Raw genomic sequence first — 15,840 nt, 5'->3', positions numbered from 1 at the left:
AGAATGACAGCAGTGTAGCGAGCACTGGCCAGAAGACGCAACCGGAACGTGACGCAGCTAGTGCTCAAACACCAGGCGTGCGCCGATCGTGCCTTCGAGGCTGCGGATCTGCGCCAGCAGCGCGCCTGAGTCCTGCCCACCGAGATCGGCGTCGAGCACGACGTAACCGAGATCCCCGGCCGTCTCCAGATATTGCGCGGCGATATTGATGTCGCGCTGGAGGAAGACCTCGTTCAGCCGACGCAGCATACCCGGCACGTTGCGATGGACGTGGCTGAAGCGTACGCCGGAGGGACGCAAATGCAGCTGCACCTCGGGGAAGTTCACGGCGCCCATGGTCGATCCCGTGATGAAATAATCGACCAGCTTGCGCGCCACCTCGCCGCCGATGCGCTCCTGCGCCTCTTCGGTGGAACCACCGACGTGGGGCGTGAGGATGACGTTGTTGATGCCCTGAATAGGGCTCTTGAAGCGCTCCGAGTTCGACGACGGCTCGACCGGAAACACGTCGACGGCGGCACCGGCGATATGACCATCACGCAACGCGCCGGCAAGCGCATCGAGATCCACGACCGTGCCGCGGCTGTTGTTGATCAGGAACGACCCTGATTTCATCGCCCGCAGCTCCTTCTCGCCGATCATACCTGCGGTCTCCGGCGTCTCCGGCACGTGCAGGCTGACCACGTCGCTCTGCGCCAGCAGCTCTTCCAGCTTCTCGACCGGCTCGGTATTGCCATGGCGGAGCTTGTCGGTGCGATCGTAATAGATCACCCGCATGCCCATGGCTTCCGCCAAGGTCGAGAGCTGCGAGCCGATATTGCCGTAGCCGATGATGCCGAGCGTACGGCCGCGCACCTCGCGGCTGCCTGCCGCGGACTTGTCCCAGCCGCCCTCGTGGGCCGACACCGAGCGCGGAAAGATCTGCCGCAGCAGCATCACGATCTCACCAATGACGAGCTCGGCGACGCTGCGCGTGTTGGAGAACGGCGCGTTGAACACGGGAATGCCGCGCTTTCGCGCGGCCAGCAGATCGACCTGGTTGGTACCGACGCTGAAGCAGCCGACCGCGAGCAGCCCGTCAGCGGCCGCCAGCACATCGTCGGTGATCTGGGTACGCGAGCGGATGCCGAGCAGCGAGACGCCCTTGAGCGCGTGGCGCAGCGCCTCGCCATCCAGCGCCTTGGTCAGGCGCTCGACATTGGTGAAACCCGCGCTCTTGAACAGGTCCACGGCACTGTCGTTGACACCTTCAAGCAGCAGCGCCTTCGCGCTCCGCTCAGGGCTTTGGCCTGGGGCTGGCATGGAATCTCCTGAAATGACGGCTTTGCCGCAGCTCTTAGACCGCCGACGCCGTACAGCACAATAGGGTTCGGATACGGGGAGAAGATGGCGGGAGCGCTTGGTATCCCACGAGCTCCGTCGTCCTTCGAGGGCCGCTGAAAAAGCGGCCACCTCAAGCGATAACGGGTTCGCCGTTGCGCGGAGCTGACGGGATTCAGAGTCAGATCACATAGAACCCGTGCGTGCCGTCGCGGCGGAGCTGGTCGACCAGGCCATATTCCCACTCGAGGTAGGCCTTCATGGCGCGCTCGGCGATATCGGTTCCCTCATAGGGACGACGGTAGCGATGCGCCGGATCGGGCTTCGGCAGGATCAGCGGCGGGCCGGCCTCGAGCGTGCCGCCATAGCCGCCTTCGAGCACGTAGACCTCCCAGCCCATCTGCGCGAGCCAGGATGCGGTCATGTCGGCGCGCACGCCCTTGTCATCAGTCAGTACGATGCGCGCGCCGCGCACCGGCGCGGCCATGTCGGTCTCCTGGACAAGCTGGCCGCCGGGATAGTGGCGGAAGCCCGGTAGATGACCGCCGGTATATTCCTCCGAATCGCGCACGTCGAAGCGGTAGAGAGTGCGATCGGTATCCACCACCAGCGCCGACATCTCGTCGGCGCCGATATGGCGGACGCCGGCGCGATAGGCGACGTCGCGGGCATTGGCGGGACCACCCTCGAACGGCCCGATGGCACCGCGCTTGTCAGCACCATGCGCGAGCGTATGCCGCGCCAGCGTCCAGCCGATGGTGCCGTTGCGCAGCGCTCGCACCTTGTTGGGCACGCCGGCATTGATCAGCGACTGCGTGCCGATGATCGAGCGGGTACGGCCGGCGCAATTGACGATGATGGTGGTGTCGGGATCGGGCGCGGCCTGGCCGGCACGCAGCACCAGTTCCGCGCCCGGCACGCTGACCGAGCCAGGAATGTTCATGGTGGCATATTCGTCGAAGCGGCGGACGTCGAGGATGGCGATGTTGGCCTTGTCGGCGATCAGCTTTGCCACTTCGTCGGCGCTGATCGACGGCGTGTGGCGACGTGCCTCCACCAGCTCGCCAAAGGCTTTGGAGTAGGAATTGACGTCTTCGAACACCTCATACCCTGCCGCGCGCCAGGCTTTCAGCCCGCCATCGAGCGCACGGACATTGCTGTAGCCGAGCGCAGCAAGCCGTTCGGCGCCCTCTGCACCCAGTCCCTCGCCGTCATCAAAGAGCACGACCGGCACATCCTTGCGCGGCAGCCGCACCGCGGCCTCAACCGCGATCCGGTCCACGGCCATGTTGGCCGCGAACAGGGGATGCCCGGTGGCGAAGGCCGCCTCATGCCTGAGATCGAGCAGCGCGATTTCCTCGCGGAGCAGCAGCGCGCGGCGGATATCGGCGGGGGTGGCGGTCGAAACCTTCATGGCGTGAACCCTGATGAGGACAGGCCATGGGCTTTTGAACGATTGCGAGAGGCTTGGCTAGCCACTCCGTCGCATGGCGGCCGTTAGCCTGCCAGCTGCTTCTCGATGATGCTGGCGACCCGCACCGGGGTTTCCAGCATCGAATAATGGCCGGCGTCGTCGATGACCTCGAACGTCACGCGTGGATAGGCGAGCGCAAAGGCATTCCGCAGCGGCTCGCCGCGATAGAACGGGATGTCAAGCGCGCCGGTCACGACATGCAGGGGCGCCGCCAGCCCATGCGTCTCGCCGGTGATGGCCGATGACGTGAACATCGTGAGATAGCCGCGCTTGGCCTCGACCGACGAGGCCTCGCGCGCGATGGTAAGCTTGCGGCGCAACCAGCCGGCGCCGTAGCGGCTGGACGTACGGGCCGTGATGGCGCGCCCGGCCGCCTCGTCCTCGTCGATGACGGCGTTGAATGCCTTCATCGCGGCCTCGTCGGCGCGAAAGCCGGTGGGCGGCACCGGCGAGAACAGTGTCACGTTTTGAAGCCGGCTTCCGGCCTGAAGCGCGACCTTCTGCGCGACCAAGCCGGACATCGAATGTCCGACGAGATGAAAGCGGGTGATCGCGAGCTCGTCCGCGGTACGCAGCACGTCAGCGACGGCCTCATCCAGCGTGTAGCCGCCACTCATGCCGCGCGACCAGCCGTAACCTCTGAGATCCATGAACACGAGGGTGAATCGTGCGGGGTCGAGATAGGGCAGCACCGGCTCCCAGTTGACGTGATCGCCGAGCCATTCGTGGAGCACCACACAGACTGCGGGGCCGTTGCCAAAGCGGCAATGGCCGAGCCGGCTGGCAGTCGCCAGTTGCGGAGCCGGCCAGACCGATCGCGATGCACTCGCAGCACTGCCCGAGCCTTGCGCCAAGGCCGGCGTGGTGGCCATGGCGGCAGCGGCCGTCAGGCCCAACTTTCTCAGAACGTCGCGGCGTTGCATGTGTTTCCTCCGCGCCTTCGAATACGGCTGGCGCTGCCTGACTGATAGCGCGCAGGCCCCACGCGCGCGAAATTGATTTCTGCGATGGATTGATTGATAAATCTCATTCTGACTGCCCTCTCGCTGGAGCCTGTCCGGCGCATCGTCCGGAGTCCTCCATGCCGACGACCCTTGATATCGACACGCTGCGGGCGCTGCTTGCCATCGTCGAGCTGAAGAGCTTCTCGCGTGCGGCGGATCAATTGGGACGATCGCAATCCGCGATCAGCCTCCAGATCGCCCGGCTCGAAGCCGTGGTCGGTCATCCCCTGTTGCAACGGGCCCGTGGCCGGGTACTCGGGCCGACGGTGAAAGGCACGGAGCTGATCGCACATGCGCGAGAGATCATCTCGCTCAACGAGCGCGCGGTCGCGGCGATGCGCCGGCCGCCATCGGGGGAGCGGATCAGGCTCGGCATGCCCGCAGATTTTCTCGAGCGCGACTTCAGCTCGGCTGTCGACGAAATCCGCTCCCGCTTCCCGAAGGCGAGACTATCAGTGCACACCGACCTGTCGGCCCGGCTCGCCGAGGACGTCGGTCGCGATCGGCTCGATCTCGCCTTCTACAAGCGCCTGCCCTCGAACGCCGCCGACGCCGCGATCGCGTTCGAACCGATGGCCTGGTTCGGCAAGGCCGCAACGTCAGACCGGTCCCGCGATGCTGTTCCGTTGGTCGCCTTCGCGGACGGTTGCGCCTATCGCGGCGAAGCGTTGCGCAGCCTGCACCTGGTCGGGCGCGAATGGACCATCGCCTGTGAGGCGCGCAGCCTCTCTGCGCTGGTCGGCGCCGTCAAGGCTGGCCTCGGCTATGCCGCCCTGCCCGTCAGGCTCGGCGAGCGCAAGTCGCTGCGGCACGCCGGCGATCTGGCCGACCTGCCGCAGCTCAATGCGGTCGAGCTTGCCCTTGGTGTCGCTCAAAGCTGCAACCTGCCGTTCGCCCGTGCGATCGGCGGCATTATCGCCGAGCGTTGCACGCTGGCGTGACGCTCGCAACTTGCGCCGCGACAGGTACAACAGCATGCCGGTGAGCGCGAACAACGGCATCAGCGCCGCGGCGATCATGAACATGAGCTTGCCGGGCCAGCCCAGAACCGCGCCGCGGTGGATATCGAGGACGCCGGCAATGGTCTTCTCACCCAGCGTCTTGTCGGCATAGCGCTCCGCGGAGATGACCTCGCCGGTCACAGCATCGATGCGAAACTCATCGCGCATGGACTCGCGTGTGGCGTCCTTCGGCCAGGACCGGATGCGCATCACTGTGCCCGGCCCGGCAGGAAGGGTCAGCTGCGCCTTTGCGAAGCCGTCGTTCTCCTCACGAAAGGCCGACCACGCACGGTCGAAGCCGATCGACTGCGCTGGCTCGCTGCGGGCGGCCGGATGTGGCTGCTTCGGCTGCATCTTTGCCGCCGCCACATGTGGGCGCGACAGCAGCCAGAGGACGCCGTCCTTGTACGCCTCGAACGAGTACCAAAGCCCGGTCAAGGTCATCAGCAGATAGATCGGCAGGACCCAGGTGCCGACGACGAGGTGCAGCGAGCGATGCAGCCCCCGGCCGCTGAGCCCAAGATTCGGCTTCAGCCACATCTTCAAGCTGCTGGCCCGACGCGGCCAGCGCAGCACGAAACCCGAGATCACCATCACGATCAGGCCCAGCGCGGCCACGCCAGTGATCCGGCGGCCCCAGCCGTTGGCATCGCCCGGTATCAGCAGCCAGCGATGCAGCCGGCGCACCGTCGCAAAGAAATCCTCGCCGCGCGGCACGCCAAGCACGTGTCCGTCATAGCAGTCGACATAGAACGAGGACGGCCGCGAACCCTGCTCGTCGCGGGCGAAGCGGATGTGCACAGCGCGCGACGGATCGCTCGACAGCGTGATGGCCGCGACCTTGCCGGCATCCGGCACTGCCTTGAGGCGCGCCACCAGCTCGTCCGGCGTCAGCGCCGGCGTCGTCCGTGGCGCGACCTGCATGATGCCGGCGTTCAGATGGTCGACGATCTCGTCCTCAAAGCTCATGATCGCGCCGGTCAGCGCGATCAGCGAGAGCAACAGGGCGAGCAGGAGACCGGCAATGGAATGAAGCTGGAGCAGCGCAGCCTTGATTGTGAGCCAGAGCTTACGCATCGTCGCAGCCCCTCTCGTCGTGGTGTCGCATCACTGGCTAGAACTTCACCGTTGCCGACAGCGAGATACGCCGCCCCTCACCCATCGCGACATTCGATGCGCTGCCGGTGGTGGAGGTGTAGTAGACCTTGTCGAACAGGTTCTTGACGTTGAACTGATAGACCACAGGCACTTTGTCGATCTTGGTGTCGTAGGTCGCGAAGATGTCCGCGACGGTGTAGGCAGGCAGGAAGAACGTGTTGGCCGTGTCGCCAGGCCGGTCGCCGACATAGTGCGCGCCGCCGCCGAGCCGCAGGCGACCAGGCAACCGGTCGCCGAAATCGTAGACGAGATACAGCGACGCCGTGTTCATCGCTGCGTTCAGCAGCTTTGCATTACCAACGAGGGGATCGTTGATCAGGCGCGCGTCGGTATAGCCGTAGCTACCGATCATGCTCCATTCGTCGTTCAGCCGACCGGTGACGTCCAGTTCGACACCGCGCGATCGCGCTGCGCCGGAGGCGCGCGCCACCGACTTGCCGCCGCCGATGTCGTTCAGCACCAGCACGTTCTTTTTCTGGATATCGTAGACCGCAAAGCTGCCCGAGAGCCGTCTATTGACGTCGAACTTCAGTCCGGTCTCCCATTGCGTTCCCTCTTCGGGCGCGATGGTTGAATCGACGACGAAGCCGTTGGTGAACGCCGCGATCGTCGACGTTGGCTTTAGGGACTGCGTATAGCTGACATAGTAAGAAAGCTCCTCGCTCAGCTTGACGATGACGCCGCCGAGCGGCAGCACCTTGTCACCCGAGAGGTTGGTGTTGGTGACGAACAGAGGCCGGCCTTTTCCGGCCAGCTGCTCATATTGCATCCAGCGTACGCCCCCGACCGCGGACAGCCAGTTGGTCAGATGGAACGTGTCCTGGGCGAAGAAGCCGCGGGTGCCGAGCTTGTCAGTCTGCTCGCTGTCAACCGGCGAAATGGTAGTGCCCGGTGTGACCAGCCCATAGACGGGATTGTAGACATTCAAGCTCGCCGTCGCCTGCCGAATCAGGTCGCGGCGATCGATGGTGCGATACATCGCCTCTCCGCCGAACAGGACCTCGTTGCGGAAGCCACCGACCCACACGTCGCCTTGCATATAGGAGGTGCCGTAGCTGACGTTGCTCAGCGAGTTCCGGGTACCGTCATTGCTGCGGGTCTCGACGCCGGTGGCAGTATTGACGCCGGTGATGCGGAGCTGGTTCGCGCTGTAGGTCTCGGTGTTGTAGCTGTAGGTCGCCGAAACCTTCCAGCTATCGTCGAGCTTCTGCTCGATCGAGCCCTGCACGAGGTCCGACGTGCCCCACATGTTGTTGAAGGGCTCGTCGAGCCGCCGTGTCTTCGGGATTGCCAGCGGCGCGCCGTTGACGAAGGCGGTGCCGCGGTCGAAAGGATAAATGAACTCGCGATGCTCATAGGTGAGCTGGACCGTCGTGGTCTCGCCGTACCAGGCGACCGACGGGTTCACCAGCATTTCCCGATGGCGGCCGAAATTGCGCCAATAGTCCTCACTGACGCCGTAGCCGATGAAGCGATAGGCGAGGCCGCCGGCGCCGATCGGACCAGTGACATCAAGAGTGCCGTCGGCACCGTTGCGGCTGTTGGCGTAGGTCGAGCCCAGCAGCGTGACCGAGCCGTGCTGGTAAAGCTCCGGACGCTTGCTGATGGTGTTGACGACGCCGCCGGGATCCATGATGCCGTAGAGCAGCGATGCCGGCCCCTTCAGCACCTCGACGCTGTCGACGGCCGCGTTCAGGCTCCGACCCTGCACCAGCGGCATGCCGTTGCGCATGATCGAGCCATCCCTATTGTCACCGAAGCCGCGGCGGATCACCGCATCCTGGGTGCCTGCGAGTGTATTGGTCTGGGTGATGCCGCTGATGTTGACCAGCGCATCGTCGATATTGCGCGGCAGTTGGTCCTTCAACACCGGGGCGGGCACGACGTTGACCGATTGCGAGGTGTCGAGCGGCGATGCGCCCGAGCGCAACGTGGACGCGCTCGGCATCGCGCGATAGCCGAGCTTTGCGGCTTGTTGCGCGGCGGCCTCAGCCGCCGCACGCTCAGACGGGATCGGGGCTGCGGGCAGCCCGGCAATTGAGCTCCGGCGCACAGCCTGGGTGCGGCGTTGAGATTGCCCTGAAGCGCGCGCCGGCTTCGGCCGCTGCGCCGGCGCATCCACAGTCACCGGCGGCAGGGTCGTCTGCGCCTGTGCGATGCCGGTGTTGAAGGGATATTCGGCGAGCAGCACGACGAGAAGGCCAGCGCGGCTCTTGCCGGCGCGATTTCGACGAGCACCGACGCGAGGATCATTCGCAGAGGCATGCACTTTCAATTCACTTCCAGATCACAGCGTTGAAGCCGGCGCATCTACCAGTCGCTGCGAATGAAGAGAACATGGCGGCGACTTGAATCGCTCTAGTGTCGAATCGTTCTAAGGACGGCGTGACCGCTCGATCGCTGCGCCCCGAACTGCGATGCGCCCTGAGCGGGAACCAAAACATCGCAACCGAATGCGGTCGAGATGAGCACGATTGCTTGCTAGATCGACGCTCCTCGTGCGTCATCGGCGCGACGCCATGTCGCACGAGAACTGCGCGGTGCGTGAGCTTCACGACGCCGACACCGGCGGATCCGCTCACGTCTTTGTTCAGGTCAACTGCACAGTTCTTCTTTACAGATCAGCTTCATAGATGTCATTCACGCCACCATGATCAGCTCGTCCGACCAACGCTCGTCTCGTCCGCGCGCCGGCGCGCTCGCAGAAGACCTCCATTCGCTGATGGGCAAGCTGAAGCGCGTCAGCGGCCTGCGCGGGGAGCCAATCCAGACCACGCTCGCAAGGGATTCGTGAGCGTGCCGGTCGCGGGCACCTTTCGCTCACTGCGGAACTATAATTACCGCGTCTGGGCTGCAGGCGCGCTGGTGTCCAACACGGGAACGTGGATGCAGCGTGCAGCGCAGGATTGGCTCGTTCTCACTGAGCTGACACGGCACAATGCCTCCGCAGTGGGCATGGTGATGGCGCTCCAGTTCGGACCGCAACTGCTGCTGATGCCATGGACGGGTTTCGCCGCTGATCATTTCAACCAGCGACAGCTGCTGGTCGCGACCCAAGCGACAATGGGAGCACTGGCTTTGGCCCTTGGCCTTCTCACGGTCGGCGGCCTGGTGCAGCTCTGGCATGTCTATGTGTTCGCCTTCCTGTTTGGCTGCACTGCGGCCTTCGACGCCCCGGTGCGTCAGACATTCGTCGCTGAGCTCGTCGGCGACGGCGAGCTCTCCAATGCGATCGCGTTGAACTCGACGTCCTTTAACGCCGCGCGGATGGTCGGGCCTGCGGTCGCAGGCATGGTCATCGCCTCGATCGGCACCGGCTGGGCTTTCCTCCTCAACGCCGCGTCCTTCACGGCGGTGCTCTGCTCGCTTGCCTTGCTGCGCAGCTCGGAGTTGCGCCCGAATGCGCGGGCGCACCGCACACCTGGCGGAATGACCGAGGGCTTTCGCTACGTGTGGTCGCGCCGCGATCTCAGGGCGATCATGATCATGCTGTTCCTGATCGGCACGTTCGGGCTGAACTTCCCGATCTTCATCTCGACCATGGCAGTCAGCGTCTTCCACACCGATGCGCGCGGCTTTGGCCTCTTGTCCTCGACGATGGCGGTCGGCACGATTTCGGGCGCGTTGCTGGCTGCCGGCCGTGCGCAGCCGCGGTTCGGAGCACTGCTGATGGGGTCTGCAGCTTTTGGCGCCGGATGTGCACTGGCCGCGCTCGCGCCGAATTACTGGCTGTTCGCAGGCAGCCTTGTCCTGATCGGCGTCGCGGCGCTGACGGTGACCAATACCTCGAATGCCATGATGCAACTCTCCACCGAGCCGCGGATGAGGGGACGCGTGATGGCGTTGCGCCTCGGCGTCGCCCTTGGCGGCACACCGATCGGCGCACCCATCGTCGGATGGGTGGCGGACAATCTGGGTCCGCGCTGGGCACTCGGCGTCGGTGCTGCGGCCGGCTTTGCCGCCGCACTTGTCGCGGCTCGCACCATGTCGGCGCGCGCCGCCGACGATCGAGGCAGATGAAACGCGTTCTTACGCGATCGCCCGGCTGGTCAGTTCATCGAGCTTCGCCCTGAGCGCAGCGCCGTCCGGCAGCGCACGCAGCGGCGGGCGTACCCGCAACCAGCCCGCATCACCGGTCTGCTCGGCGAGAATGGCCTTCAGCGTCGTCAGGAAGGATGCCGACTTCACCACGATATCGACGGCGGCCTGCATGCGCGCCTCGACATCCTTGCCGTCGATCATCGCCTTGACCAGCTCCGGCGCGACGTTGGCCATGCCGCAGATGGTGCCGGCACCTCCGCCGGCGATCGCGCGGGCGATATCGGTTTCATTGCCGACAGTGATGGCGAGCTCGGGCGCGGCCGCGCGGAACGCCTGAAACTGCTTGAAGTCACCGCTGGAGTCCTTCAGGCCCGCAAGCACCTTGCCGTAACGCTTGCGCAGGTTCGCGGCAACGGTGGTGGGGATCGCGACGCCCGAGATCTGAGGGATATGATAGAGATAAGCGCGCAGGCGGTCGTCGGCGGCACCGTCAATGATCGCAGCAAATGCATCCTCGATGCCCTCAGCCGTGACGCTGCGATCGAAATATGGCGGCAGAATCAGCACGTGGCGCAAGCCAAGGCCGAGCGCGGCGCGCGTCAGTGCGATGCTGTCACTAATGGCGGGGAAGCCGCCGCCAACGCCGATCCGCTCCGCCGGCACGCCGGTCTTGAGCACGGCTTCGAGGGTCGCGACGCGTTCGCTGACATTGAACGAGGTGCCCTCGCCCGTGGTGCCGAACAGAACGACGCCGTCGACGCCCTTGCTGAAGAGTCGCTTGGCATGGCCGGCGAGCTTGGCGGAGTCCACGCTGCCGTCCGACGCCAGCGGCGTCGCCGACGCTACCCAGAAACCGCGAATTGCCTCGGTCATAGCACCATCCATTGCTGCGGCTCCCGAATAAGCCCCTGATCTCCAATGATCCACAGAGCTTACCGAGCCTTGTTTTTACTTTACTTTTCCTGTTGTACCTTACATACAAGACGGGCGCAAATCCTTTCCGTCGTTCCGGCGCGCATGGGCGCCGCCAAATCCAGAGGAGGTCTCGCATGAACATGGTGACCCCTGTCGGACATCCCGAGCCGCTGCTCGCGGCCTTGCGCGACAAGCTCGGCGCCGCGGCCGTGCTCACCGGCAACGACGTGCCCGCGCGCAATTGTAACGACTGGAGCGCGAGCCTGCCGCAAACCCCGCTCGCAGTGATCCGCCCGCTCGATGCGCGGGGCGTTGCCGATGCTATTGCGACCTGTCGGCAGGCACGCCTGCCCTTCGTGCCGCAAGGCGGATTGACCGGGCTCTGCCGCGGCGCTTCGCCCGAAACGGGCTGGGTCGCAATCTCGCTCGAGCGCATGACCGGGATCGAGGAGATCGATCGCGCCTCGATGACCATGACGGTGAAATCGGGCACGCCGCTGGAGACGATCCAGAAGGCCGCGGATGAAGCCGGGTTCTTCTTTCCGCTCGATCTCGGCTCGCGCGGCTCCTGCGCCATCGGCGGCAATCTCTCCACCAATGCCGGCGGCAATCGCGTGATCCGCTACGGCATGACGCGCGAACTGGTGCTCGGGCTGGAGGTGGTGCTGCCCGACGGCACCATCATCACCAGCCTCAACAAGCTGATGAAGAACAATGCCGGCTACGATCTGAAGCATCTCTTCATCGGCTCGGAGGGCACGCTCGGCATCATCACCCGCGTGGTGCTGAAACTGTTTCCCAAGCCGCGCTCGACCATGGCTGCACTCTGTGCGCTGAAAGACTATGCCGCGGTGATCGACTTGCTCGGCGCTGCGCGCGGCGGGCTCGGCCCGCTGCTCTCGGCCTTCGAGGTGATGTGGCCGGACTATTGGGACGTGATCACCAGGCGCGCGGGCGTCAAGCCGCCGGTCGCCGCCGGCCAGGGTCTCTACGTGCTGGTCGAAGCGCAGGGCACCGACGAGAGCGTCGATGCGCCGCGCTTTCAGGCCTGGCTCGAAGAGCTGATGGAGCGCGGACTGCTGGCGGACGCCGCGGTGGCGCAATCGCTGGCCCAGACGCTGGCGTTCTGGCGCGTGCGCGACATCTGCGCCGAATTCGGCCAAGTGCTGGGACCGCACATTTCCTACGATATCGGCCTTGCGGTCGCGCGGATGGACGAGTTCGCGAGGCGCTGCAAGGCGGCCTTGGCTGCCGGCATCAAGGGCTGCGAGAGCGTCTATTACGGCCATATCGGCGACGGCAATCTGCACCTCGTCTCCTGGGTCACAGGCCTTCCCGTCGAGCAGCAGCCCAAGGAGGAGATGGACGCGATCATCTACGGCCTCGTGCGCGACATGGGCGGCAGCGTCTCCGCCGAGCACGGCATCGGCACGCTGAAAAAGAAATGGCTCGGACACGCCCGCAGCGAGGGCGAGATCGCGTTGATGCGGACGCTGAAGGCCGCGCTCGATCCCGATCATCTGCTCAACCCCGGCAAGGTGATCTGAGAGCATCCATGCGCGCGCTGAAGCTCGATGCGCCGAAATCGCTGTCGCAGCGGGTGATGCTGCGGCTGCGGCAGGCCATCATCGACGGCGAGTTCGCACTTGGTGCCGCCATCTCAGAGGAGATGGTGGCGAATTCCTTCGGCGTCAGCCGCACGCCGGTGCGCGAGGCCATGGGCCAGCTGCAGGCGCAGGGGCTGGTGGTGATCCGGCCGCAGGTCGGCAGCTTCGTGTTCACGCCGAGCGCCGAGGACATCACAGCGCTCTGCACCTTCCGTATTGCACTCGAGCCCAAGGCGGCCGAGCTCGCCTTTCGCCACGACCGCGACGGCGCGATCGCGACGATGAGCGAGGCGATCACAGCGATGGAGCCGGCGGTCGAGGCGCGCGACAACATCGCCTATGGCCGCGCCGACGCCGGCTTTCACGAAGGCCTGTTCGCCCATTGCGGCAATCGCTACCTCGCCGAGTCCTATCAGCTCGTCTCGGGCCGCGTCGCCGCGCTGCGCACCAATCTGACCTCGCCGATCGACGTGCGCACCCGCTCCTCATTCGACGAGCATCGCAAGCTGCTCGATCTGTTCACGCGCGCGGAATTTTCGGCGTTTGAAGCGGCGATGACGACGCACATCACCAATTCCGGCCTGGTCTACGCCAAAGCGCTGCAAGTGGACTAAGCGGCTACCGCGCGTCTCTCGATCCCGGCCTGTCCAGAAAATCCAGCGCCGTGTTGATCTGTTCGAGCTGGTGCTCAATCTTGTCGCGGTCCTCGACCGCCTGCGCTTTCTCGAGTTGTTCCACGAGCTTCTGCTTTCGCAACAGCAAGTTCTCTATGACTGTACTCACAGCTCCCCCATCGCCCGAGGCGAACATCGAGGTCATCCAGATCCTGGACGCGGGCGCGCGCAAGCCGGGCTCGGTGCGATCCCTGGGGGCAATGTTCACGAGGGCGGATGGTTCCTATGGGTGAACCGCCGCACATGCCGATGGAACTGCTGCGCAAGGCCAGGTGCGGCAGCGTCCCGGAACGTTAATCTTTCACGCGTCCGTCGGTTGTATTCGCGCCCCCGGAGCCCTATGCGTAGGCGCCATGGACAGCCAGATCATCACCGCCGAAAACCCACTGATGGCGCAGGCGCGCCCGCGCAAGCCGGCGCCGTTCCTGCCGATGAGCCGCGCCGAAATGGACGCGCTCGGCTGGGATGAATGCGACATCGTGCTGGTAACCGGGGATGCCTATGTCGACCATCCGAGTTTCGGCATGGCGATCATCGGCCGGCTGCTCGAGGCCCAGGGTTTCCGCGTCGGCATCATCTCCCAGCCGGACTGGCAGTCGGCCGAGCCATTCAAGGCGCTGGGCAGGCCAAAAGTGTTTTTCGGCGTCACCGGCGGCAACATGGATTCCATGGTGAACCGCTACACCGCGGACCGCCGTATCCGCAGCGACGACGCCTACACGGCCGGCGGCGAGGGCGGCAGGCGGCCGGACCGCTGCACCATCGTCTACGCCCAGCGCTGCCGCGAGGCGTTCAAGGACGTGCCGATCGTGCTTGGCGGCATCGAGGCCTCGCTGCGCCGGATCGCGCATTACGACTACTGGTCCGACAAGGTGCGCCGCTCGGTGCTGGCCGACGCCAAGGCCGACCTCTTGCTTTACGGCAATGCCGAACGCGCCGTCGTCGAAGTCGCGCACCGTCTCGCTGCCGGCGAAGCGCCGCGCGAACTCGACGACATCAGGGGCGTCGCGCTGTTCCGCCGCGTGCCCGAAGGCTATGCCGAGCTGCACGCCGACGATCTCGATTCCGCCGATGAAGGCGCGACGCGCCAGAAGGGCTTGACCGTGATCCGGCTGCCGGCGCTGGAGCAGGTCGAGCAGGACAAGGACGCCTATGCGCGCGCCTCGCGCGTGCTGCACCGTGAAAGCAATCCCGGCAATGCGCGGCCGCTGGTGCAGCGCCACGGCGACCGCGACCTCTGGCTCAACCCGCCGCCGATCCCGCTCACATCAGAGGAGATGGACGCGGTCTACGATCTGCCCTACGCGCGCGCGCCGCATCCCTCCTATGGCGAGGCAAAGATCCCCGCCTGGGACATGATCAAATTCTCGGTCACGATCATGCGCGGCTGTTTCGGCGGCTGCACATTCTGTTCGATCACCGAGCACGAAGGCCGCATCATCCAGAACCGCTCGGAAGGCTCGATCCTGCGCGAGATCGAGAAGATCCGCGACAAGACGCCGGGCTTCACCGGCGTGATCTCCGACATCGGCGGCCCCACCGCCAACATGTACCGGATGGCGTGCAAGGACCCGAAGGTCGAGGCCGCGTGCCGAAGGCCGTCCTGCGTCTTCCCCGAGATCTGCCCGAACCTCAATACCTCGCATGACGATCTCATCAGGCTCTATCGCAAGGTGCGCGAGACCAAGGGCATCAAGAAGGTGATGGTGGCCTCGGGCGTCCGCTACGACCTTGCGGTCGAGAGCCCCGAATACATCAAGGAGCTCGTCACCCATCACGTCGGCGGCTACCTGAAGATCGCGCCCGAGCATACCGAGCGCGGCCCGCTCGACAAGATGATGAAGCCGGGCATCGGCGCCTACGACAAGTTCAAGCGGATGTTCGACGAAGCCGCGGAACGGGCCGGCAAGAAATATTACCTGATCCCCTATTTCATCGCGGCGCATCCGGGCACGACCGACGAGGACATGATGAACCTCGCGCTCTGGCTGAAGAAGAACCGCTATCGCGCCGATCAGGTGCAGACCTTCCTGCCCTCGCCGATGGCGACCGCCACCGCGATGTACCACACCGGCGTCAATCCGTTGCGCGGGGTGCGCCGCGGCGGCAGCGACAAGGTCGAGGCGATCAAGGGCCTGCGCCAGCGCCGCCTGCACAAGGCCTTCCTGCGCTACCACGACCCCGACAATTGGCCTGTTCTCCGCGAGGCCCTGATCGAGATGGGCCGCCGCGACCTGATCGGTTCGCAGCCGCACCAGTTGGTCCCGGCGCACCAGCCGCCCGGCACCGGCAAGGCCGCCGGCACCAAGCGTCCGCTTCGATCAGGCGGCAAGACGCAGAAGTTCACGACCAAGGGCATAAGGTTGATGAAGTAGCAGGCGAGAGTGATCAGGTTTGGGCTGGTGCGCACCGCGCAAGAATTCGAAAACAACCCCATGCACAGTAGCCGGGCAGCGAACCCAGGGACTTAAGGCGCGATGCGGCGCGTCATCGCCGCCCGAGCGCGTTGCCCAGCCCAACATTTCCGAAAATCCGCAAATGCTCTTGACCCGTCGGGCAAAACAGGCGCATGGTGACATCATCGGGGACGCAGGCTTTCCCGGCCGCATCGTCCGTCTCACCTGAATGTCAGAAGACGAACCCCTC

At 65.1% G+C, this 15,840-nt stretch carries 12 protein-coding genes and 1 pseudogene; 5 read left to right on the top strand and 8 right to left on the bottom strand.

Features of this window, described 5'->3' with window-relative positions:
• Nucleotides 1–57 precede the first annotated feature (57 nt).
• From serA to BM222_RS41880, 4 genes are all read right to left on the bottom strand, one after another.
• On the bottom strand, nt 58–1,302 hold the full coding sequence (gene serA, locus BM222_RS03445) for a phosphoglycerate dehydrogenase (protein ID WP_092226889.1): 1,245 nt from the start codon (nt 1,300–1,302) through the stop codon (nt 58–60).
• A gap of 199 nt (nt 1,303–1,501) precedes the next feature.
• Nucleotides 1,502–2,734 (bottom strand): rhodanese-like domain-containing protein, encoded by a 1,233-nt coding sequence (locus BM222_RS03440; RefSeq protein ID WP_092226888.1) that lies wholly within the window; start codon nt 2,732–2,734, stop codon nt 1,502–1,504.
• A gap of 83 nt (nt 2,735–2,817) precedes the next feature.
• Nucleotides 2,818–3,717 (bottom strand): alpha/beta fold hydrolase, encoded by a 900-nt coding sequence (locus tag BM222_RS03435; RefSeq protein ID WP_092226887.1) that lies wholly within the window; start codon nt 3,715–3,717, stop codon nt 2,818–2,820.
• A complete protein-coding gene (locus BM222_RS41880; RefSeq protein WP_244547002.1) occupies nt 3,696–4,022 on the bottom strand; it encodes a hypothetical protein in 327 nt (108 codons plus the stop codon). The genes BM222_RS03435 and BM222_RS41880 overlap by 22 nt, the downstream gene beginning before the upstream one ends.
• Here BM222_RS41880 and BM222_RS43220 point away from each other — a divergent pair.
• Nucleotides 3,903–4,739 (top strand): LysR family transcriptional regulator, encoded by an 837-nt coding sequence (locus tag BM222_RS43220; RefSeq protein ID WP_502690867.1) that lies wholly within the window; start codon nt 3,903–3,905, stop codon nt 4,737–4,739. The genes BM222_RS41880 and BM222_RS43220 overlap by 120 nt on opposite strands.
• Here the strand turns inward: BM222_RS43220 and BM222_RS03425 are convergent.
• A pseudogene (locus BM222_RS03425) lies at nt 4,731–5,876 on the bottom strand (PepSY-associated TM helix domain-containing protein); the annotation flags it as partial. The gene BM222_RS43220 and the pseudogene BM222_RS03425 sit on opposite strands and share 9 nt — an antisense overlap.
• A gap of 37 nt (nt 5,877–5,913) precedes the next feature.
• Nucleotides 5,914–8,232: a TonB-dependent siderophore receptor gene (locus BM222_RS03420; protein WP_177242986.1), complete on the bottom strand. Its 2,319-nt coding sequence runs from the start codon at nt 8,230–8,232 to the stop codon at nt 5,914–5,916.
• A 515-nt stretch (nt 8,233–8,747) separates the two neighbouring features.
• Here BM222_RS03420 and BM222_RS03415 point away from each other — a divergent pair.
• Nucleotides 8,748–9,977: an MFS transporter gene (locus BM222_RS03415; RefSeq protein WP_092226885.1), complete on the top strand. Its 1,230-nt coding sequence runs from the start codon at nt 8,748–8,750 to the stop codon at nt 9,975–9,977.
• A gap of 9 nt (nt 9,978–9,986) precedes the next feature.
• Here BM222_RS03415 and BM222_RS03410 read toward each other — a convergent pair whose 3' ends face one another.
• A complete protein-coding gene (locus BM222_RS03410; RefSeq protein ID WP_092227264.1) occupies nt 9,987–10,871 on the bottom strand; it encodes a dihydrodipicolinate synthase family protein in 885 nt (294 codons plus the stop codon).
• Between the two features lie 176 nt (nt 10,872–11,047).
• On the opposite strand from BM222_RS03410, the gene BM222_RS03405 reads away from it, so the two are divergent.
• Nucleotides 11,048–12,460 carry an FAD-binding oxidoreductase gene (locus tag BM222_RS03405; protein ID WP_092226884.1) on the top strand — a complete coding sequence of 471 codons (1,413 nt, stop codon included), beginning with the start codon at nt 11,048–11,050 and terminating at the stop codon, nt 12,458–12,460.
• 8 nt (nt 12,461–12,468) lie between these two features.
• Entirely contained in the window at nt 12,469–13,134 is a 666-nt protein-coding gene (locus BM222_RS03400) for a GntR family transcriptional regulator (RefSeq protein ID WP_092226883.1), read from the top strand.
• Nucleotides 13,135–13,138: 4 nt separating this feature from the next.
• Here BM222_RS03400 and BM222_RS03395 read toward each other — a convergent pair whose 3' ends face one another.
• A complete protein-coding gene (locus BM222_RS03395) occupies nt 13,139–13,339 on the bottom strand; it encodes a hypothetical protein (protein WP_092226882.1) in 201 nt (66 codons plus the stop codon).
• A 208-nt stretch (nt 13,340–13,547) separates the two neighbouring features.
• Between BM222_RS03395 and BM222_RS03390 the strand changes: the two genes are divergently transcribed.
• Nucleotides 13,548–15,569, top strand: coding sequence for a YgiQ family radical SAM protein (locus BM222_RS03390; protein ID WP_092226881.1), 2,022 nt, complete (start codon nt 13,548–13,550; stop codon nt 15,567–15,569).
• Nucleotides 15,570–15,840: the final 271 nt, after the last annotated feature.

It is taken from the genome of Bradyrhizobium sp. Gha, from assembly GCF_900113735.1.
Taxonomy (GTDB): Bacteria; Pseudomonadota; Alphaproteobacteria; order Rhizobiales; family Xanthobacteraceae; genus Bradyrhizobium.
The sequence above is the reverse complement of the archived record's forward strand: the minus strand, read 5'-3'. Positions and strand labels throughout refer to the sequence as shown.